Source organism: Saccharothrix syringae, from assembly GCF_009498035.1.
GTDB classification, from domain to species: Bacteria; Actinomycetota; Actinomycetes; order Mycobacteriales; family Pseudonocardiaceae; genus Actinosynnema; species Actinosynnema syringae.
In genome coordinates this window covers 6640066-6661010 of the sequence record NZ_CP034550.1, presented here as the reverse complement: position 1 = coordinate 6661010, position 20945 = coordinate 6640066, and the positions used below count along the sequence as shown (strand labels likewise).

Sequence of the window (20945 nt, the reverse complement as noted above, 5' to 3'; positions counted from 1 at the left end):
GGTCGCCAACCCGTCGCCGCGACAGCCGTTCCCGATCGCGCGGCCGGCGACGGTGCCGGGTCGGTCGTGGGCGAGGCGACCGGGGGAACGCGGAGTACCCGAGCGAGTGGCGGATCACCGAGTGGGTGATCCTCGGCCGGCGCAGCCCGCGAGCTCCCGGGGCGGCGTGGACGGGCACCGTCGTCGGGCGCGAGCGGACCTGACCGCGGTGGTGCGTCGTTCCCGGTCCGTGACAGCCGCGCCGTCGACTCCGCGAGGCGTTGTACCGACTGGTCCATCAGCCTGCCGGAGCGGCCGATGAGTTCCTTGGACTCTTCGCAGCGCTGACGGATCCGCGCGCACGTTTCGATGTCGTACCGCGCAGTGGGGGACAGAATCCTGTCGTCGTGGAGTGGTCCGACCAAGACGGCTCCTTTCGCCGGCATGAGTGGTCCCCCGCCCAGTGGTACTATCGGCAGATGGACGCGGCCTCGTCGCCACATGGCCGGACCATCGACGGTGCTCAGGTCTACGAGCCGTTCAACACCGACCTCGCGAGGCCGGTGGTCGTGTTCGTCGAAGACGAGGTGGACCTCGTGGCGATGGCCGCGACCTACCTGCGCAGGGACGGTTTCCAGGTCGTGACGGCGCTGGACGCGCGGTCGGCCGTGGCGGTGCTGCGCGAGCACTCCGCCGACCTGGTGGTCCTCGACCTCGGGTTGCCCGACGGCAACGGGCTGGACCTGCTGCGGGAGGTGCGCGCCGGCCGGCACCTGCCGGTGATCATCCTGACCGGGTGGGGCAGCGAGCGGGACCGGGTCGTCGGCCTGGAGCTGGGCGCCGACGACTACGTGGTCAAACCGTTCTCCCTGCCGGAGCTGGCGGCGCGGATCAGGGCGGTGCTGCGCCGCAGCCGGCAACCGAGGGCCGACCCGGTGATCCGGCACGGCGCGCTGGCGATCGACACCGACTCGCACGAGGTCACCGCCCACGGCCACCCGGTCAAGCTCACCCCGCTGGAGTACGGGCTGCTGGTCTTCCTCGCCGGCGCGCCGCGCCGGGTGTTCACCACCGCGCAGCTGCTGACCGCGGCGTGGGGCTGGACCGGCGAGCGCCAGGACCCGTCGGCGGTGGTCGAGCACGTCTACCGGGTGCGCCGCAAGCTCACCGGTGCCGGGGTGGACCGGCCGCGCATCGTCACCGTGCGCGGGGCCGGCTACCGGCTGGACCCGTGACCGCCGGGTTCGAGGGCCTCGACTACCGCCACCTGTTCGAGCACCTGCCCTCCCCGTACCTGCTGATGACGGCCGACTTCACGATCGTCACCGTCAACCGCGCCTACGCGCGGGCCACCATGGTCGACCCGGCCGCGGTGGCGGGCCGGCCGATGTTCGAGGTGTTCCCGGACAACCCCGAGGACCCGGGCGCCGACGGCGTCGGCAACCTGCGGCGGTCGCTGCGGACCGTGGTGGACACCGGCCGGCCGGACACGATGGCCCTGCAGCGCTACGACATCCGCGAACCCGACGGCCGGTTCGTCGTGCGGTACTGGAGCCCGGTCAACAGCCCGGTCCTCGACGACGCCGGCCGGGTGGTGCTCATCGTGCACCGGGTGCAGGACGTCACCGAGCTGATCGACCTGCGCGAGCAGGACCGGGAACGCGCGGCGGCGCGGCTGCAGGAGATGGAGGCCGACCTCTACACCCGCGCCCGCGAGGTGCAGCAGGTCAACCGGCAACTGCGCGAGGCCAACGCCGCGCTCGCCGCCGCCACCGAGGAGCTGCGCGCCCAGCAGCAGGCCAAGGACCGGTTCATCGCCACGCTGTCCCACGAACTGCGCAACCCGCTCGCCTCCGCGAGCGCCGCGCTGGACGTGCTGGGCCTGGACATCGCCGGCCACCAGGCCCACGCGGTGCTGAGGCGCCAGCTCACCGCGCTCAGCCGCCTCACCGACGACCTGCTCGACGCCGCCCGCGTCGCCACCGGCAACCTCCACGCCACCCGCCACCCGCTGGACCTGCGCACGCTCGTGCACGCGGCGCTGGACGACCTGCCCGCGGACCTCACCCGGCCTGCGGTCACCCTCCCCGACGAGCCGGTGGTGATCGACGGCGACCCCGTCCGCCTCGGCCAGATGCTCACCAACCTGCTGGACAACGCGCGCAAGCACACCCGGGACGGCGCCGCGGTCACCGTGCACCTCGACGTCCGCGACGGCCAGGCCGAACTGCGCGTCCGCGACACCGGCCCCGGGTTCGACCCCGTGCTGGCCGACACCCTGTTCGACCCGTTCACGCGCGTCGACACCGGCACCCACGCGCCGAGCGGGCTCGGCCTCGGCCTCGCCATCGTCCGCGGCATCGCGGAACTCCACCAGGGCGCGGTCAGCGCGCACAGCGCCGGCCCCGGCACCGGCGCCACCTTCACCGTCCGCATCCCGCTGACCACCGAGGCCGTCCCGCCGGTCGGGGAGCACCCCGCGCGCCGGGCGCTGCGGATGCTGCTCGTGGACGACAACACCGACCTGGCCCGGATGTACGCGACCACGCTTCGGCGCCGGGGCGACACCGTCACCGTGGCCACCACCGCACGCGACGCGCTCGCCATCGCCGGGTCCACCCCGTTCGACGTCATCCTGTGCGACCTCGCGCTCGGCGAGGACGTCGACGGCTACGAGATCGCCAGACGGCTGCGCCGGAACACGCTGCACCGGCACACCCCGCTGGTGGCGGTCTCCGGCTTCAGCCAGGACACCGACCGGCAACGCAGCCGTGCCGCCGGGTTCGACGCCCACGTCGCCAAACCGCTCGACCTCGCCGACCTCGACACCCTGCTCGCCCGGGTCGTCGACGGCGCCAGGAGCACTCCGGCGGGGCCCGATCCGAGGCGGTGACCCGACCGCGGCGTCGACACCTCCCGCGACGGACTCCCCGCCGGCCGGGGCAACCTCACCGTCGGGTTCGACCCGTGGAAGGGCACGCACGGCCGAGCTCGGTCGGGCGGCGACACGTTCCACCGGCTGCCGGAGGAGGGACCGGACCGGACGACGATCGCGTTCGTCGACACCCACCTCGACCTCGACCTGCCGCACCGGCTGGGTGTCCTCCCTCGCGTCCAACACCACCCCGTCCGGACGGCCGGTACGGCCTACCGGGCGACGCGCGGTACCCGGTGGTGGAAGCTGCCCGATCTGCCCGGCAGGTTCGCATGTGGGGAACGAGCCGTCGCGGAATCGATCCATCCCGGGAATTGCGGTTCCGATCTGATCTGAACGAGTGAAGACGGGCCTGGGAGCGATCTGATTTTGCGTGGTGGACGGCGTTGGGGCGTCTACCCGGTACAGGGTCGCGCGTCGGAAGTGGCGGGAGATCCCCGCCGGGGTCGGCGAGGCGAGGAGGAGTTACGAGTTGGCGAAGAAAGCCGCGGGCCGCCGTCGCCGCAGCGTTGATCCCGGTGTGCCTGGTCGGTGCCGCCCAGGGGCGCGGCAGCACCCCGACCTGGGCTGCACCTCGCCGCCGGATGACGTTGGAAAGGGCTCGATGAAATTCGTCGGCCGATTTGCGGTCACGTGATCGCATGTCAATCACCGGTTGATCGACGGAAGCCGAACCTTCGTCACTTCCGGTGTCGCCCGGAAGGCTTCACCCGAACGGCTCCTGGTGGTGTACGACTACGGCAGGCATCTTGAGTGCACCAATGAACCATCCCGACCCGGGGATGACCAGTCGGATAACAGTGGATCATTTCGCATTCGACTCGGCGACCGCCGTGCGGGTCCACCCACCTGCCCGACGAGTGCGAAAGCGGGTTGATGTCGTGAGCGTCGCCATCACGGGGGGTACCGGCTTTCTCGGTCTTCACGTGGTGCGAGAACTGCTGCGCGACAGGAACACGCCACTGATCCTGCTCTCGAACGCCGGATCACCCGACGCGCTGGGCAGGCTGATCTCCTTTCTCGAGTTGTGCGGAACTCCGGCCGGTGTCCGCGACGAGGTACCCGCGAGGGTCACCGTCGTGGAAGTCGACGTGTCGGTCTCCCGATTGGGGCTGTCCGACGCGGATTTCCGGCGGCTGGCCGATCAGGTGGACGCGGTGTGGCACTGCGCCGGCGACATCACCCTCGACGGGGAACCGGCCGCGCTGCGCAGGGTCAACGTGGACGGCACGCGGCACGTGCTCGAACTCGTGTCCGCGGGGCGGCGCGAGCCGGTGCTCTTCCACGTCAGCACGGCGTTCGTGGCCGGGGCCCGTCGCGACCGCACCGCCTTCGAGGACGAGCTCGACCCCGCCGGGGGTTTCGAGAACGCCTACGAGCGGTCGAAGTACGAAGCGGAGGTGCTGGTCCGGGAGTGGTCGGCGCGCAGTGCCAGACCCGCGGTGGTGTTCCGGCCGAGCATCCTGATCACCGATCGGCCGCCGCACCCCGCCCTGCCGGCGCACCCCCTGGAGTTCCTGAACCGCTGGCTGAGGGCCCGCCGCGGCCTGCTCGGGCGCGGCGGTCCGCGCGCGGGCGGCGAACTGCCCGAAGTCCGGATACCCGGTCGTGCCGAGGGGCACCTGAACTTCATGCCGGTGGAGGCGTCGGCGGAGGTGATGGTCCGGCTGTCGCGCAGGCCGCCGGCCTCCGGGGTGGACACCTACCACGTCGTGCACCACCACGACGTCCCGATACCCGTGCTGCTGGAGGTGTTGCAGCACCTCGTCGCGGTGCGACTGACCCTGGTGCCCGCCTCGTCGGGGGAGCCGGCGGCGTCCGAGCAGCGCGTCGTCCGCCTCTTCCCCGGGTTCGCGCCGTACCTGCACCACAAGCGCAGGTTCGACGACACGCGGACGCGCACCGCGCTGGGCGACCTGCCGCACGGCGTCACCGTCGACCTCGCGTACATGTTGTCCGGTCTCCAGGTGACCGTCCGGTGCTGACCTGGACACCCGCGCGCCACGGTGTGGCGGACACGGCCGAGGACGTGCTCGCCGCCGCCAGGCTGGTCCGCGAGCCGGCGTGCGTCGTGCGCGTGGGCGGCGCGCTGGGGATCGGCGTCGGCGGCCACCTGTCGACATCGGGTGGTCTGCCGGTGGTCGGCGTCCTGCCCGAGCTGTACCCGGAGTGGCTGGGCGACCGCGGTTTCGCGGCCGCGCACGGCAGCCGCTTCCCGTACGTGGCCGGGGAGATGGCCAACGGCATCTCCAGCGTCGAGATGGTGGTCGCGCTGGCGGGGCACGGCCTGCTCGGCTTCTACGGCGCGGGCGGGCAGGAGCACCCGCGGGTGCGCGACGCGGTCCGCGACATCGCCCGCCGGGTCGGCGCCCGCGGCAACTGGGGGGTGAACCTGCTGCACGGACCACCGGCCGCGGAGGCCGCGCTGGCCGACGTGCTGATCGCCGAGCGCGTGCCGTGCGTGTCGGTGTCCGCGTTCGTGGCGCTCACCCCGGCCGTGGTCCGCTGTGCGGTGTCGGGCCTGCGGGAGGGCGCCGGCGGCCGGGTCGTGCGGGCCCGTCGGGTGATCGCCAAGGTGTCCAGGGTCGAGGTGGCGGAGCGGTTCCTGTCGCCGGCCCCGCCGGAGATCCTGCGGTCGCTGCGCGACGGGGGAGTGCTCACGGCCGAAGAGGTGGAACTCGCCGGCCGGATACCGGTCGCGGACGACGTCACCGTCGAGGCCGACAGCGGCGGCCACACCGACAACCAGTCGCTCGTGGCGACGTTGCCCGCGGTCCTCGCCGCTCGCGACGGGGCACGTCGCCGGTTCGGCTACCGGGAACCGGTCCGGATCGGCGCCGCCGGCGGGCTCGGCACCCCGGAGGCCGTGGCCGCGGCGTTCGCGCTCGGTGCCGCGTACGTCCTCACCGGATCGGTGAACCAGGCCGCCGTCGAATCGGGGTTGTCCGCGGACGCCAAGGAGATGCTGGCGCGGGCCGACATCGGCGACGTCGCGATGGCTCCCTCGGCCGACATGTTCGAGCAGGGCGCGAGGGTCCAGGTGCTGCGGCGCGGAACGCTGTTCGCGACCCGCGCCACCCAGTTGGGGGCGCTGTACCGGACGTGCGCGTCGCTGGAGGACCTGCCCGCGTCCCGGCGCGAGAAGCTGGAGTCCGAGGTGTTCCGGATGTCCCTGGACGAGGTCTGGGAGCACGTCCGCGCCTTCTGGCTGCGGCGCGACCCCGCGCAGCTGGATCGGGCCGAGCACGACCCCCGGCACCGCATGGCCCTGGTCTTCCGCTGGTACCTGGGCAGTTCCAGCCGCTGGGCCGTGGCGGGGGACACCGGCCGCCGCGGCGACTACCAGATGTGGTGCGGGCCCGCGATGGGCGCCTTCAACCGCTGGGTGGCCGGTGGGTTCATGTCCGCGCCGCAGGACCGGTCGGTCGTCCAGATCGCGCTGAACCTGCTGGAGGGCGCCGCGATGGTCACGCGGACCAACCAGGTGCGCGCGTGCGGGCTGAACCTGCCCGAGGCGCCGGTGCCGCCGCGCCGGCTGGCCCTGTAGGGGACTCGAAGAGGACGGAGAGGCCATGTCGAGCAACGGTGCCGGACCGCACCGACCGATCGCCGTCGTGGGGCTCGGCGCCGTGCTGCCCGGGTCGCCCGGCGTCGACGGGTTCTGGCGCACGGTCGTCGCCGGCCTCGACCACATCACCGAGGTCCCGGCGAGCCACTGGCTCGTCGAGGACCACTACGACCCGGACCCCGCCGCGCCGGACAAGACCTACGCGCGGCGGGGCGCTTTCCTGCCGCCGGTCACCTTCGACCCGCTGGAGTTCGGCCTGCCGCCCACGGACGTCCCGCACACCGACGTGGCCCAGTTGCTGGCACTCGTCGTGGCCCGGCAGGCGCTGGCCGACGCGCTGCCCGGTGGGCCGTCCGCCGTGGACGGCGAGCGCACCGGCGTGGTGCTCGGCAGCTCCTCCCTGGAGATGACGGGGCACATGATGGGCAGGCTGAGCCGGCCGGTCTGGTTGAAGGTGCTGCGGGAGAACGGCGTCGGCGAGGCGCTGGCGCGGCGGATCTGCGACGGCATCGCGGCCAACACCATCCCGTGGCGCGAGACCACCTTCCCCGGCATGCTCGTCAACGTCGTCGCGGGCCGGGTGGCGAACCACTTCGACCTGCACGGGCTGAACCACACCGTGGACGCCGCCTGCGCCAGCTCGCTCGCCGCGCTGTCCACCGCGGTCAACGAACTCGTCCTCGACCGGGCGGACCTGATGATCGCGGGCGGCGTGGACACGCTCAACGACATCGGCACGTTCGTCGGCTTCAGCAAGACCCCGGCACTCTCGCCCACCGGCGACTGCCGCCCGTTCGACGCGGACGCCGACGGCACCATGCTCGGGGAGGGCGTGGTCATGTTCGCGCTGAAGCGGCTCGACGACGCCGAACGCGACGAGGACCGGATCTACGCGGTCATCCGCGGTGTGGGCGCCTCCTCCGACGGCCGCGGCACGGCGATCTACGCGCCGGTGGCCGACGGCCAGGTGCGGTCGCTGCGCAGGGCCTACGCACAGGCCGGGTACGGCCCGGAGACCGTCGAGCTGGTCGAGGCGCACGGCACCGGGACGCAGGCGGGCGACCGCGTCGAGCTCACCGCGCTGACCGAGGTGTTCGCCGCATCGGGACGCGCGGACGGGCCCTGGTGCGCCCTGGGTTCGGTGAAGTCGCAGATCGGCCACACCAAGGCGGCCGCCGGGGCGGCCGGACTGCTCAAGGCGGTGCTCGCCCTGCACCACAAGGTGCTCCCGCCGACGATCAAGGTCACCAGGCCGAACGACCTGCTGGCGGGCGGCGGCAGCCCGTTCTACGCGAACACCTCCGCGCGGCCGTGGCTGCGCCCACCGGACAACCCGCGCCGCGCCGCCGTGTCCAGCTTCGGCTTCGGCGGCACCAACTTCCACGTGACGCTGGAGGAGTACCCGGGCGAGCGCCGAACCCGCCACCGCGCGGCGGCGACGGAACTGGTGCTGTTCAGCGCCGCGTCCACCGAGCAGCTGCTCGGCCGGCTCCGGGCCGGAGCCCCCGGCGGCGCGGTGAGCGCGGTGGCCCGGGAGAGCCAGCGGTCGTTCGACCCGGCGCACGCGGTGCGGCTGGCGCTGCTGGTCACCGACCGCGACGACCTGGCCGACAAGTCCGCCGAGGCCGCGACCCTGATCGCCCAGCGACCCGCGACCGCGTTCTCCACCCCGAGGGGACTGCACTACTCGGCGGACGAGCCGGTAAGCGGCGGCGTCGGCTTCCTGTTCCCCGGCCAGGGCTCGCAGTACGCCGGGATGGGCGCCGACCTCGCGGTGCACCTGCCCGAGGCGCACGCGGTGTGGGACGAACTGGGGCGGGTCCGCTTCGACGGCACCGCGCTGGCCGACGTGGCCTTCCCGCGCCCGGTGTTCGCCGACGGGCGACGCGCGGGACCGCCGGTCGCGCTCACGTCGACGGAGTGGGCGCAGCCCGCCCTGGCGGTGCACTCGCTGGCCCTGCTCGCGGTGCTCACCGACCACGGCGTGCGGCCCGCGCGGGTCGCGGGACACAGCTTCGGGGAGCTGACCGCGCTGTGCGCGGCCGGCGTCCTGGCCCCCGGTGACCTGGTGCGGCTCGCCCGGCGGCGCGGCGAGCTGATGCGCGACGCGTCCGGTGCCGACGCCGGGGTGATGCTCGCCGTCAACTCGGGCGAGGCCGAGGTGCGCCGGGTCATCGCCGCGGCCGGTGTGACCGACGTGTGGCCCGCGAACCTCAACGCCCCCGACCAGACCGTCGTGTCCGGGACCGCGGGCGCCGTCGCGGCGCTGGAGCGCGCCTTCGCGGACGAGGACGTGGCGACGCGACGGCTGGACACCTCGGCGGCGTTCCACAGCCCGTTGGTGGCCGGGGCGGAAGGCGGGTTGCGCGCGGCGCTGGCCGACGTCGCCATCGGTGTTCCCGAGCTGCCGGTGCACTCCGGGCTGGACGCCGCGGTCCACCCGGACGCGCCCGAGGAGATCCGCACCCGCGTCGCCCGGCAGCTGACCGCCCCGGTGCGCTTCGCGGCACAGGTCGAGGCGATGTACGCCGCGGGCACGCGCGTCTTCGTCGAGGTCGGCCCCGGGAACGCGCTCACCGGGCTGGTGACCGGGACCCTGGGCGACCGGCCCCACCTCGCGGTCCCGCTCGACCGCCAGGGCGTGCACGGCCTCGCCGCGCTCCAGTCGGCCCTGGGGCGGCTGGCGGTCAACGGCGTGCCGGTCGACTTCGCGCGGCACTGGCGGCACCACCCGCCCGAGGTGCGCACCGAGCCGTCCGCGGTGGCCGTCGAGATCCTCGGCACGAACCGCGGCAAGCCCTACCCGCCACCCGGGGGCGCGGCCGCGCTGCCACCGCCGAACCCCGACGAGCCTCCCGCCGCCACCCCCGCCCCACGGCAACCGGCGATCCCGTCACCCGCCGCCCCGGTCGGTGCGGTGGGCCCGGTGGACGAGCTGGCCGCGCAGAGCGCCGAGGCGCACGCGACCTTCCAGCGGCTGATGACCGAGGCCCACCTGGAGTACCTGCGGTACAGCACCGCTGTCCGCACCGGCGTCGCGACCGCACCGGTGACCGCCCCGCCGGTCGTGGCCCCGCCGGTCGTGGGGCCGGCGTCGACGCACGTCGTCGAGCACCCGCCGGTCGAACCGGTCACCGCGCCGGAACCGGAGCCCGCGGCGGTCGCGCGGTCCTCCGGCGCCTTGCCGGACCTGGAGCAGGCTCTCCTGACCGTGGTCGAGGAACGCACCGGGTACCCGGTCTCGGTGCTGCGCCCGGACATGGACCTCGACGCCGACCTGGGCATCGACTCGATCAAGCGGGTCGAGATCTTCTCCGGGCTGCGCGAACGGGCCGGGATCGAGATCGACCTCGGCACGATCGACCCGGCCCGGCTGGGGAACCCGCGGACGCTGCGCGACGTCACCGAGGTGTTCCGGGGCATCCTCGCCGGCGCCCTCCCCGCGGACCAGGACCCCGCTCCCGACCCGGGCGCCCTGCCGGCAGACGCCCGGATCGCGGACGACCCGGTCACCACCGGGCTGAAGCGATTCGTGCCCTGCCTGGAGGCCGCGGCGCCGAGCGGACTCGCGGTGGCCGGCCTCGGCCAGGCGCGGCTGCTGGTCGTGGACGGGGGCAGCGGAGTCGCGCGGCCGCTGGTCGAGCAGCTGCGCGGACGCGGCATCCGGGCGACCGGCTCACCGGACGAACCGCACGACGGCGTGGTGTTCCTCGGCGGGCTGAGCGAGTTCGCGTCGATCGACGACGCGCTCGCCGTGCAGCGGGAGGCGTTCCGGCTCGCTCGCGACGCGGCACACCACCGCGTCTTCGTGACGGTGCAGGACACCGGTGGCGACTTCGGGCTCAGCGGCGCACACGGCGTTCGGGCCTGGTCCGGTGGCCTGGGCGCGCTGTCCGTGGCGCTGGGCATGGAACTGCCCGGGCTGTCGATGAAGGCGATCGACTGCGCGCGGGCCGACCTGGACGTGGCGGGGTTGGCGGCGCGCATCGCCGACGAGTTGACCCGCGGCGGGGGCGACGAGGCGGTGGGGCTGGCCGCGGACGGTTCCCGCGGCGTCGCGACGCTGGAGGAGGTCGAACCGCCCGCGGTGGGCGCGAGCCGCTGGGAGCGGGACTCCGTCGTCGTCGTGACCGGCGGGGGGCGGGGCATCACCTCCGCCGCCACCGTCGCGCTGGCCGAGGCGGGTGCCGGTCACCTGATCCTGCTGGGCCGGACGGCCCTGGTCCCCGAGCCGCCGGGGCTCGACCCGGCGCCGGACGAGCAGTCGCTGATCAGGACGCTCGCCGCCGGTGGCGTCGAACCCGCCGAGCTGGGACCGCGGGCGCGGGCGGTGTTGGCCGTGCGGGAGGTCCGGGCCACCGTCGAAGCGTGCGCGCGGCACGGCGCACAGGTCGAGTACCTGGCGGTCGACGTGCGTGACGGGCGGGCGGTGCGACGGGAGCTGGACGGCGTCCGAGCCCGCCACGGGCACATCACCGACCTCGTGCACGGGGCCGGTGCCTACGTCGGCAAGCGCATCGGGAGCAGGACCGACGAGCAGTACGACCTGGTGTTCGGCACGAAGGTCAACGGGCTGCGCGCGCTGCTCGACGCGCTCCGGGACGACCCGCTGCGCTCGATCTGCCTGTTCACCTCGCTGAGCGGCTACACCGGCAACACCGGGCTGAGCGACTACTCGATGGCCAACGCCACCCTCGACCACGTCGCCGCCGTGCTCCGGCGGGAACGGCCCGGCTGCGCGACCCGCGCGCTGGCCTGGGGGCCGTGGGACGGCGGCATGGTCGACGACGTGGTCGGCCGGTACCTGACCGGCCTGGGCCTGGGGCTGATCAGCCGCGCCGACGGCACCCGGTCCTTCGTCGAGGAGGTCGGCGACCCCACCGGGCCGGTGCGGGTCGTGCTGACGAACGGCAGCCTCCCGCCGGGCCGCGGCCGGCGGGGCGAGATCACCCTGGACGACCGCGTCCACCCGTGGCTGCGCGACCACTGCCCGGCCGACGAGCCGGTGCTGCCGCTGGCCGCCGCGGTCAACTGGATGATCGCCGTCGCGGGGCGGCCCGTGCTGCGGGACGTCAAGGTGCTGCGGAAGGTCACCGCGTCGGGCACCCGGTCGCTGGTGGCGTCGTCGCAGGGCCCCGACGTCCGGCTTTCCGACGGCGACACCCACCACTTCCACGCGCGGTCGGCCGACGCGACGCCGCCGGGCAGGTGGCCGCTCCCGCCCGCCCGGGAGTCGAAACCCGGTGACCTGCTGTACGACGGCGGAGCGATGTTCCACGGGCCGATGTTCCACGCGCTGCGGTCGTTCACCGAACCCGACGCCGGGGACGTGACCGGCGTGGTCGTGGGACTGGCCGAGCTGGGCTGGCCCCGGCACGACTGGCACGTCGACGTGGCGGCGCTGGACGGAATGCTCCAGCTCGGCGGGGTGTGGGCGGGCAGGGCGCTGGGCGCGGTGCTGGCGATGGGGATCGGGGAGTGCCGGGTCCACCGGGCCGGGCCCCTGGGCGCCCCGGCACGCGGCGTCGTGCGGCCCGGCGTCGTGCGCGACGTCGAGGCGGAGTGCGACATCGCCCTGCTGGACGCGGACGGCGCCGTGCTGGTCGAACTGCTCGGCGCGCGCTTCGTGCTGCGACCGGGAGGCGGGCGGTGACCGGCTTCGACCCACCGGCGACGCTGCCCGCTCCGCCGCCCGCGCCCCGGGGCCTCCCGTCCCGGGACGTCCGGACCCGCGGCGTTCCCGGTGGGCAGCGGTCCACCCCGGACGACGTGACCGCGCGCCACCAGGAGTTCATGGTGCTCATGGCCGAGGCGCAGCGCGCCTTCCTGGACAGCCGGCGCGCCCCGGCCCCCGCCGAGCCGCCCCCGCTGCGAGGGCTGGCCTTCGTGGTCACGGCGGGGCGCAGCGGGTCGACCGCGGTGTCGAACATCCTCAACGCCCACCCGGACGTGGTGAGCCTCAACGAGTTCTTCTTCTCCGTCCGCACACTGCTGCCGGACGCGGGTGTGCTCTCGGGGACGGCGTTCTGGAAGGCCCTGGCCGCACCGCACCCGATGTTCGACGCGCTGCTGCGCGGCGGCGCCGCGGTGCCCGAGTTCCTCTACCCGAAGTTGACGGGCACGCGGTTCAGCGCACGGCGGGGCGGCATCCCGGCGCTGTGCATGATGGTCCTGCCGCACCTGTCCGCCGACCCCGACCGCGTGTTCGACGAACTGGCGGCGGAGGTGCCGGCCTGGCCGGACCAGGCCACCCCCCGGCACTGCCTGCGCCTGTTCGCGTGGTTCGGTCGCAGGTTTGGCGGCACCGTCGCCGTCGAGCGCTCCGGCCTGTCCCTCAGCTGGGTCCCGTGGCTGCGCCGGTCCTTCCCGGACGCGCGCTTCGTCCACCTGCACCGCGGCGGGCCGGACAGCGCCGTCTCGATGAGCAGGCACGTCGGGTCGCGGCTCTTCCTGGCCGTCCTGCGGAACCTGGAGCGGCTCGACCCGGGCGCGTGGGGTCGTCCGGGGCGCGCGTCGGCCCTCGACCCGGCGGCGATGCCGTTCGACCTGGTCCCGTTGCTGGGCGACCGCTACGACCACGATCACCTGATGGGCATGGACCTGCCGGTCGCGCGGTTCGCCGAGCTGTGGTCGGACCTGGTGCGCACGGGCGTGCCGGCGCTGTCCGGCCTCGGCGCCGACCGCTGCCGGGCGCTGTCGTTCGAAGACCTCGTCCGCGACCCGGCCACCCGGCTGGCGGAACTCGCCGGGTTCATCGGCGTCACCCCGTTCGAGCGGTGGTTGCGCGAGGGCGCGGCCACCCTGGACCCGAGCCGGGTCGGGACCGCCGCCTCGCGGCTGTCCGCGCGGGAGTTGGACGAGGTGCGCGAGCGGTGCGCCCCCGGTGAGGCGGCACTGGCGGAGGCGGCACTGGCGGAGGCGGCGCGGTGAAGGGCCGCACGTGGTCCCAGGGCGTCACCGTGTGGCTCACCGGGCTGTCCGGCGCGGGCAAGTCGACCCTCGCCCGCGCACTCGCCGCGGTGCTGCTGACCGAGGGCAGGCGGGTGGAGGTGCTCGACGGTGACGAGATCCGGACCACCCTGTCGGCGGGCCTCGGTTTCTCCCGCGCGGACCGGGACACCAACGTGCTCAGGGTCGGCCTGGTCGCGGAACTGCTGGCGCGCAACGACGTGATCGTCCTGGTCCCGGTGATCGCGCCCTACCGCGACACTCGGCGGGCGGTGCGCGAGCGGCACGAGCGCAACGGCGTCGCGTACCTGGAGGTGCACGTCGCGGCACCGGTCGAGGTGTGCGCCGAACGAGACGTGAAGGGCCTGTACGCCGGGCAGCGCGCGGGCCTGGTCACCGCGCTCACCGGGGTGGACGACCCCTACGAGACCCCGGAGGCACCGGACCTGCGGATCGACACCGATCGGCAGAGCGTCGCGGAGTCCGTCGCGGCACTGCGCAGGCTGGTCGAGGACCGGTCCGGCGGTTGATCGCGCACGTGGCCGCACTTGTGCCGCTCGACGAGTCGCCGCCGCCGGGTGTCACCGTGTCGGGAGCACGCCGGGGTGGTCGCCGACCTGGCCCCGTCGCCGCGCCCCGCACTCCCGTCGTGCGGGCGTTTGAGGCGGGTGCGGTGGCCGGGTGTGCGGCGGAGCAGGACGGGGTGGGTGCAGCAGTTGCCCGGGGCCAGGTCGTGCGCGTCCAGGCGGCCACTCGGTGCTCGTCGCGTTCGGCCGCACACACCCGCGGGCAAGACCCGCCATCACCCCGAAACGAAGAGATCGGTATCGCTCTTTCAACCCCTGTACCACCGCACCGACCCTCGCCTCCCCTTCTGTTGCGTCCGCGTGAGAGTGACGGATGCGGGTGGGGGACGACCGGTGGATGCGAAGACCACGGACGTCGACCTGGTTGGTCGGACTCCGTGCCGGTGATCACGACAATTGGTCTCGGCCTGATCAGGGGAGGTGGATCGAGTACCCGGCGGGCAGCGTGAGGGTCTCGCTGCGGTGGAGGAACCGCTGGGCGAAGTGCTCGGACGTGCACTTGGTGGCGTTGAAGACGTATCGGACTATTGCTCACACCGAGAGTAGTCAGAACGGTCTCTAAAGTGTTGCAAGTGATACCCGGCCGTGTCGGGCGAGATGTCCAATAATGGATAATGCCTCGTCGGAAGGGTCATGGGTGACCACATCTTGGGCAACTCGTGGTCAGCCGGCCTCTGACGGGTGACCACTTCCGGGGGAGTGTGATGGCCTGGCGCGGACCGCAGGGTGTGAGATTCCGCTCGTCGTTCCCCTTGGCCCACCGTCGATGACCTCCGGTCGTTCTCCGCGGTCTGCGGATTCGATTTCACGTGCTCGATCTCCTGGTGCCGTTTCGCGGTACCCGCCTTGCCGAATTGCCCGGACACGGCAGCACACGGCAATGCGGGCCTTCCCACCCGCCGAGGGGCAGGGGCGTGCCCTGCTCGCGCAGAGCCCGGACGCCATCCGCGGTCTGAAGTGGCGCGGGGCGCAGCTCGCCCCGGCACCGAACGTGAAACTGACGGCCCGGTTCGACACCCGTGGCCTGCCCTATGCCACGGCGGCGTTCTCGCCGGCCAACCGGGGGTGCCGGGTCAGTTCTGGGGCAGGACGCCGCGGACGAAGGCGGCCTGGCCGACGTGCTGGAGGTCGTCCTCGACGACGCTGAGCAGTCGCACGGCCAGGGTCACGGGTGGGTCCCACGACTCGTCCACGACCCGGCTCAGATCTTCTGCGCTCAGACCGCGCACCCAGTTCTCGGTGCGCTCGTGCACCGCCCGGTGGTAGCCGAGCAGCAGGTCGGCGGGCGCGGCGACGGCGGCGACCTGGTCGCTGTCGTGCCCGTAGCCGGTGTCGTCGGTGGGCAGCGGCAGGTCGAAGCGCTTGGCCCAGTGGTCGGCGGTCCAGACCTGCTCGGTGCCCGCCACCTCGGCCACGTGGTCGTCCTGGACGCGGGTGAGGTGCCAGACCAGCCAGGCGATCGGGTTGGCCGTGCCGCCGACCCGGTGGGTCAGCTGCTCGGGCGTCAGGCCGTCCAGCACGCGTTCCACGGACTCGCGGACGCGTCCGTAGCCGTCCAGCAGGACGTCCACCGCGGTGACCTCGTTCATGGGCTCCTTCCCCTCCAGCGGTCGGGTGGTCGGTATGGCTGCGGAGTACCCCGGCGTGGGTCGTCTGCACGTCCGCTTCGACGTGAACCCGCGTGGCGCGGACGGAGCACGGGGAGGTGTGGGGTCGACGTGGCCGTGCGGTGCGTGGTGGTCGCCGACCACTCGGTCGGGTGAACATCGCGCGTCGTGCGGTGAGCCGGTGGCCCACCGCCGTGCATGGCCGGTGATGACGGCACAGACTCCTCGCATGGGTTCAGAGGAGGAGTTGCGGCACCGGGCGTGCGGCGACAACGGCGGCGAGGGCACGGCGCGCGAGCCGGGGGAGGGTACGTGAGCGGCGAGTTCGACGAGGCCGTGAACATGACGGCGTCGGAGCTGGAGAAGTGGCTGGGGACCGACGAGTCGAAGTCGGTGGGCCAGTCCGACGGCGGTGAGTCGGTCGGGCACGAGTCCGGCCGGCGGATCGTGGAGCTGCTGCGGAAGAAGAAGGGCGACCTGACCGAGGACGACCAGGCGCACATGCGCAAGGTCGTCGGCTACGTGCACCGGCACCTCGCCCAGCGCCCGGACGGGGACGTGGAGCACACGAAGTGGCGGTACTCGCTGATGAACTGGGGACACGATCCTCTGAAGGACTGACGCCGCGGTTCGCGCGTCCCGCGCTGGTCACGGTGAGCTTGTGGCGCTCCACGAGGATGCCCTTGGCCTGGCCGATCAGGTCGCGGCCGTGGATCGCCTGCGTCAGGTGCTCCTGCTTCAGCGCGCCGGCCAGGGCGACCGCGGCGTGGGTGACGAACAACCGGAACGAGACATGCCGGCCACGTCGCCGGTCTGGGACACGGTGCGCACGGGCGTTGTCCCGTTCTTCGAGCGTGCGGGCGACCTCATCGCTCGTGAATACCGGAATGCGTGCGTTCCGGCACATCGGTGACGATGGGTGAACGCCGCGGTGTGGCGGCACCGGGATCGCGGTTCGTCGTCGGACGTGCTTCCTCGTCCACGCTGTGGTGTGCCGTCGGTGACCTCGGGGAATCCGGTCGCATGACGACCACGCAGACACGCGGCACCGAGGCCGTCCAGCGCTACCGGCGGGCGTGCGACTACGCCGCGGCGGCGATGATCTACCTCAAGGACAACGTGCTGCTGCGCGAGCCGCTGCGGCGCGAGCACCTCAAGCCGCGGCTGCTGGGCCACTGGGGCACGTGCCCCGGCATCACGTTCCTCTACGGCGGGCTCAACGGCCTGGTGCGACGCACCGGGCAGCGGGCGCTGCTGGTCACCGGTCCCGGTCACGGCGCGCCCGCCGTGCACGCGAACCTGTGGCTGGAGGGCACCCACGCCGAGCTGGACCCGGCGCTGTCCCGGGACGGCGCGGGCCTGGCCGAGCTGGTGCGCCGGTTCTCCTGGCCGGGCGGCTTCCCCAGCCACCTGTCGCCGGAGGTGCCCGGGGTGGTCCACGAGGGCGGGGAGCTGGGCTACGCGCTGGCCACCGCCTTCGGCGCCGCCTTGGACAAGCCGGACCTGCTGGTGGCGTGCCTGGTCGGCGACGGCGAGGCGGAGACCGGTCCCACGGCCGGGTCGTGGCACGCGACCAAGTACCTGTCGCCGCGCACGGACGGGGCGGTGCTGCCGGTGCTGCACGTCAACGGCTACAAGATCGCCTCGCCCACGGTGTACGGCTGCATGGACGACGAGGAGCTGACCGCGTACTTCAGCGGCGCCGGGTGGTCGCCGCACGTGGTGGACGTGACGCGCACGGATGACCCGGACGCGCTGCTGGCCGAGACGCTGGACCTGGCGCACGCCGAGATCGCCGCGGTGCGGGAGCGGTGGCGGCCGGGTGAGCGGGCGGTGTGGCCGATGCTGGTGCTGCGGTCCCCGAAGGGCTGGGGCGTGCCCGAGCACGACGCCGGCGGCGAGCCCCTGGAGGGGACGTTCCGCGCCCACCAGGTGCCGCTGGGCGGGGTGCACGAGGACGACGCGGAGTTCGCGCTGCTGGAGCGGTGGCTGCGGTCCTACCGGCCCGAGGAGCTGTTCGACGCCGACGGCCGCCCGCACGACGACCTGCTGGCCTGCCTGCCGGCCGAGGCGCTGAGGCTGGGGCGGGTGCCGGAGGCCAACGGCGGCCGGCTGCGCCGGGACCTGCCGCTGCCCGACCTCGCGCCGTTCGCGGTGCAGGTGCCCGAGCCGGGCAGCGGGTCGACCAGCGCCACGTGGACGGCGGGGGAGTGGCTGGCCGAGCTGGTGCGGGCCACCGAGGACCGCCGGGACTTCCGCGTGTTCTGCCCCGACGAGCTGGAGTCCAACAAGCTCGGCGCGGTGCTGGAGGCCACCGACCGGGGGTTCACCTGGCCGCTGCCCGACACCGCCGAGCACGTCGCGCCGGGCGGGCGGGTGCTGGAGGTGCTGTCGGAGCACCTGTGCCAGGGCTGGCTCCAGGGCTACCTGCTGACCGGGCGGCACGGGCTGTTCCCGTGCTACGAGGCGTTCGCCTCGATCGTGGACAGCATGCTCAACCAGTACGCCAAGTTCCTCAAGATGGCGGGCGAGGTGCCGTGGCGGGAGCCGGTGGCGAGCCTGAACTACCTGCTCACCAGCGAGGGCTGGCGGCAGGAGCACAACGGCTACAGCCACCAGGGGCCGGGGTTCCTCAACAACCTGCTCACCAAGAAACCCGGCACCGCGCGGGTCTACCTGCCGCCGGACGCCAACACCCTGCTGGTCACGCTGCGCGACTGCCTGGCCTCGACCGACCGGATCAACCTGGTGGTTGCGGGCAAGAACGCGGGCGCGCAGTGGCTGGACCTGGAGGCCGCCGAGCGGCACTGCGCGGCGGGCGCGGGCGTGTGGGAGTGGGCTTCGACCGGCGGTGACCCGGACGTGGTGCTGGCGTGCGCGGGCGGCATCCCCACCGTCGAGGTGCTGGCGGCGGCGTCGATCCTGCGCGACCGGGCGCCCGACCTGGCCGTGCGCGTGGTCAACGTGGTCGACCTGCTGTCGCTCGCGCCCGCCGACCGCCACCCGCACGGCCTGGCCGACGAGGACTTCGAGGCGTGCTTCCCGGAGGGCGTCCCGGTGGTGTTCGGCTTCCACGGCTACCCCTCGGCGGTGCACCAGACGCTGCACGGCAGGCCCGACACGCAGCGCTTCCACGTCCACGGCTATCGGGAGGAGGGCACCACCACCACGCCCTACGACCTGCTCGTGAGCAACCGCATGAGCAGGCACGACCTGGCCGCGGACGCGCTGCGCCGCACCGGCCGGGACGACACCGCGGTGCTGGCCGAGCGCGACGAGCTGCGCGCCGCGGCCCACCGCGACGGCACGGACCCCGAGGCGGTCACCGGTTGGCGGTGGGGCGCGTGAGCACCGTCCTGACGGTCAACGCCGGGTCGAACAGCCTCAAGGCCCACCTGGTCGACCCCGGCCCCGAGGAGGTCCTGGACTCCGTCGACGTGGAGGGCCCGGCGGACTCCGACGAGGCCCGCCACGCCCTGGACGACCTGCTGCGCGGCGCGGACGACCTGGTCGCGGTCGGGCACCGGCTCGTGCACGGCGGCCCGGACCTGCGCGCGGCCACCCCCGTCGACGACGCCGCCCTGACCGCCGCCCGCCGCGCCGGGGAACTGGCGCCGCTGCACGTCCCCTCCGCCCTGCGGCTGCTGGAGGTGCTGCGCGAGCGGCTGCCCGACGTGCCGCACGTGCTGTGCCCGGACACCGCCTTCCACGCAGACCTGCCCGAGGTCGCCGCCACCTATCCGCTGCCGGCGGAGTGGCGCGAGCGCCACGCCCTGCGCCGCTACGGCTTCCACGGCCTGTCCTACCGGTGGGCGCTCGACCGCGCCGCCGCCGTCCTCGACCGGCCCGCCGACCGGTTGAGCGTGGTGATGACGCACCTGGGCGGTGGCTGCTCGGTGTGCGCGGTGCGCGAGGGCCGCAGCGTGGACACCTCGATGGGCTTCACGCCGCTGGAGGGCGTGCCCATGTCCAAGCGCTCGGGCACCGTCGACCCCGGGATGCTGCTGTGGCTGCTGCGCAACGGCCTCGACCTCGACACCCTCGAACACGGCCTCAACCACGAGTCCGGGTTGCTGGGCCTGTCCGGCGGCCGGTCGGGCGACACGCGCGACCTGGTCGCCGCGGCGGGGGAGGACCCGGCGGCGGTGCTGGCCCTGCGCGTGTTCGCCCACCGCGTGCGACGCGAACTCGCCGCCGCGGCCACCTCGCTGGACCGGCTCGACGCGCTGGTGTTCACCGGCGAGATCGGCTGGGACCAGCCCGAGGTCCGCGCCGACGTGGTGGCCGGCCTGTCCCTGCTCGGCGTCCCCGGCGACCTGGTCGCCGCACCGGACGGCGACGGACTGGTCAGCCCACCCGGCGCCGCCGTGCCGGTGCTGGTCGTGCGGCCGCGTGAGGAGCTCCAGCTCTGCCGCGACACCCTGAGCGCGCTGTGAGGACCGGGCACGCCGGTCAGGCAGGGCGCGGTCAGGCACCGGCGCGGTAGTGCGTACGACGTCGGCAGGAGCGACGAACCCCTGGTGTGACCACTGGTTCCCGCGAGGTCACAGGAGTACCCACCACAGGGTTGGAGAGCCGGCTCGGAGCACGGTTGGCCCCGCGGCACGTCGGGCGCGAGCGCGGAGAGCGCGTTGCTGCCACCCGTGCGCGCATCACCCTGCCGGGTCGCTCCCGCCGTCCCCCGGTCCGTTCCGCCCGGCCCGCCGGGGCAGCCTGCTGCGCGGCAGGGAGACAGCGATGGACAAGGCGCGGCCGAGCCCAACTGCGCCCTCTCGGCGGCCTCAGGCCCTGACCTGCTTCGTCCTCGAAACAGGTGACGGCGCCCACGATGGGTCGAGACCCGCAGCGACCAGCCGTGCCGGCGCAGCAGCCGCCACACACCCTGCACGCTGCAACCGACGTGGAACAACCGGCCGATCATGGTCTTCACCCGGCCCGAGGGCCAGCCCTGCCCCTGGTTCCAACCGTGCGCCAACGGGCCCTTGGACAGCTCGCCTACCAACCGCTCCCACTGGGGCGGGGACAGCCGTTCCGCCGACATCGGGCCCTTCGACCGCAGCGCCTCCAGACCACCCTCGCGCCACGTCCGGCGCCACCATGTACTCCGCCGTCGTCTGGCGCGTGACCTGGGGAGCTGTGGGATTTCAACAGTCCGCCGGAGCGCATGCGCACGCCGTTCGCACTAGAGATCAAAAGAGCCTCGGCGGCCGGCGCACCGCGGCACCGGCCGTGCCGACATCGTTGCACCACAGGGAAATTCCACGTCGAAAGGCATGGCGAAGCCGTCACGTCGGCATTCGTTGACACCGCGTCCATGGCGT

The 20945-nt window shown here is 73.7% G+C and carries 11 protein-coding genes and 2 pseudogenes; 10 read left to right on the top strand and 3 right to left on the bottom strand.

The window, feature by feature from the left end; all coding sequences use genetic code 11:
• Positions 1 to 458: 458 nt before the first annotated feature.
• The 7 genes from EKG83_RS28425 to cysC all read left to right on the top strand — a co-directional run bounded on the left by EKG83_RS28425 (position 459) and on the right by cysC (position 13960).
• Positions 459 to 1214: a response regulator transcription factor gene (locus EKG83_RS28425; protein ID WP_084716090.1), complete on the top strand. Its 756-nt coding sequence runs from the start codon at positions 459 to 461 to the stop codon at positions 1212 to 1214.
• A complete protein-coding gene (locus EKG83_RS28420; protein ID WP_211269002.1) occupies positions 1211 to 2872 on the top strand; it encodes a hybrid sensor histidine kinase/response regulator in 1662 nt (553 codons plus the stop codon). Before EKG83_RS28425 ends, EKG83_RS28420 begins: the two co-directional genes overlap by 4 nt.
• A gap of 803 nt (positions 2873 to 3675) precedes the next feature.
• Positions 3676 to 4899: an SDR family oxidoreductase gene (locus tag EKG83_RS28415; RefSeq protein ID WP_322746608.1), complete on the top strand. Its 1224-nt coding sequence runs from the start codon at positions 3676 to 3678 to the stop codon at positions 4897 to 4899.
• Positions 4893 to 6461: a PfaD family polyunsaturated fatty acid/polyketide biosynthesis protein gene (locus tag EKG83_RS28410; protein WP_033428853.1), complete on the top strand. Its 1569-nt coding sequence runs from the start codon at positions 4893 to 4895 to the stop codon at positions 6459 to 6461. The genes EKG83_RS28415 and EKG83_RS28410 overlap by 7 nt, the downstream gene beginning before the upstream one ends.
• Positions 6462 to 6486: 25 nt before the next feature.
• Positions 6487 to 12135, top strand: a complete 5649-nt coding sequence (locus tag EKG83_RS28405; protein WP_033428854.1) for a type I polyketide synthase — start codon at positions 6487 to 6489, stop codon at positions 12133 to 12135.
• A complete protein-coding gene (locus tag EKG83_RS28400) occupies positions 12132 to 13412 on the top strand; it encodes a sulfotransferase (RefSeq protein WP_051764770.1) in 1281 nt (426 codons plus the stop codon). Before EKG83_RS28405 ends, EKG83_RS28400 begins: the two co-directional genes overlap by 4 nt.
• Complete coding sequence (gene cysC, locus EKG83_RS28395) at positions 13409 to 13960, top strand: adenylyl-sulfate kinase (protein WP_033428855.1); 552 nt, start codon at positions 13409 to 13411, stop codon at positions 13958 to 13960. Before EKG83_RS28400 ends, cysC begins: the two co-directional genes overlap by 4 nt.
• Before the next feature lie 1130 nt (positions 13961 to 15090).
• On the opposite strand, the gene EKG83_RS28390 is transcribed toward cysC, so the two are convergent.
• Positions 15091 to 15606 (bottom strand): mycothiol transferase, encoded by a 516-nt coding sequence (locus tag EKG83_RS28390; RefSeq protein ID WP_033428856.1) that lies wholly within the window; start codon positions 15604 to 15606, stop codon positions 15091 to 15093.
• A gap of 330 nt (positions 15607 to 15936) precedes the next feature.
• On the opposite strand from EKG83_RS28390, the gene EKG83_RS28385 reads away from it, so the two are divergent.
• Positions 15937 to 16245 carry a DUF3140 domain-containing protein gene (locus EKG83_RS28385; protein WP_033428857.1) on the top strand — a complete coding sequence of 103 codons (309 nt, stop codon included), beginning with the start codon at positions 15937 to 15939 and terminating at the stop codon, positions 16243 to 16245.
• A 61-nt stretch (positions 16246 to 16306) separates the two neighbouring features.
• On the opposite strand, the pseudogene EKG83_RS28380 reads toward EKG83_RS28385, so the two are convergent.
• Positions 16307 to 16531 (bottom strand): annotated as a pseudogene (locus EKG83_RS28380) (hypothetical protein); the annotation flags it as partial.
• 116 nt (positions 16532 to 16647) lie between these two features.
• Here EKG83_RS28380 and EKG83_RS28375 point away from each other — a divergent pair.
• Entirely contained in the window at positions 16648 to 18972 is a 2325-nt protein-coding gene (locus tag EKG83_RS28375) for a phosphoketolase family protein (RefSeq protein ID WP_033428859.1), read from the top strand.
• Positions 18969 to 20060 carry an acetate/propionate family kinase gene (locus EKG83_RS28370; protein WP_153278511.1) on the top strand — a complete coding sequence of 364 codons (1092 nt, stop codon included), beginning with the start codon at positions 18969 to 18971 and terminating at the stop codon, positions 20058 to 20060. Before EKG83_RS28375 ends, EKG83_RS28370 begins: the two co-directional genes overlap by 4 nt.
• Before the next feature lie 319 nt (positions 20061 to 20379).
• Here EKG83_RS28370 and EKG83_RS50035 read toward each other — a convergent pair.
• Positions 20380 to 20719 (bottom strand): annotated as a pseudogene (locus EKG83_RS50035) (winged helix-turn-helix domain-containing protein); the annotation flags it as partial.
• Between the last annotated feature and the right edge of the window lie 226 nt (positions 20720 to 20945).

What these genes read in the sequence shown, in the direction of transcription:
- EKG83_RS28425 (WP_084716090.1), top strand. Translation starts at nt 459, where the DNA reads ATGGACGCGGCCTCGTCGCCACATGGCCGGACCATCGACGGTGCTCAG.
- EKG83_RS28415 (WP_322746608.1), top strand. Translation starts at nt 3,676, where the DNA reads ATGAACCATCCCGACCCGGGGATGACCAGTCGGATAACAGTGGATCAT.
- EKG83_RS28405 (WP_033428854.1), top strand. Translation starts at nt 6,487, where the DNA reads ATGTCGAGCAACGGTGCCGGACCGCACCGACCGATCGCCGTCGTGGGG.
- EKG83_RS28390 (WP_033428856.1), bottom strand. Translation starts at nt 15,606, where the DNA reads ATGAACGAGGTCACCGCGGTGGACGTCCTGCTGGACGGCTACGGACGC.
- EKG83_RS28375 (WP_033428859.1), top strand. Translation starts at nt 16,648, where the DNA reads ATGACGACCACGCAGACACGCGGCACCGAGGCCGTCCAGCGCTACCGG.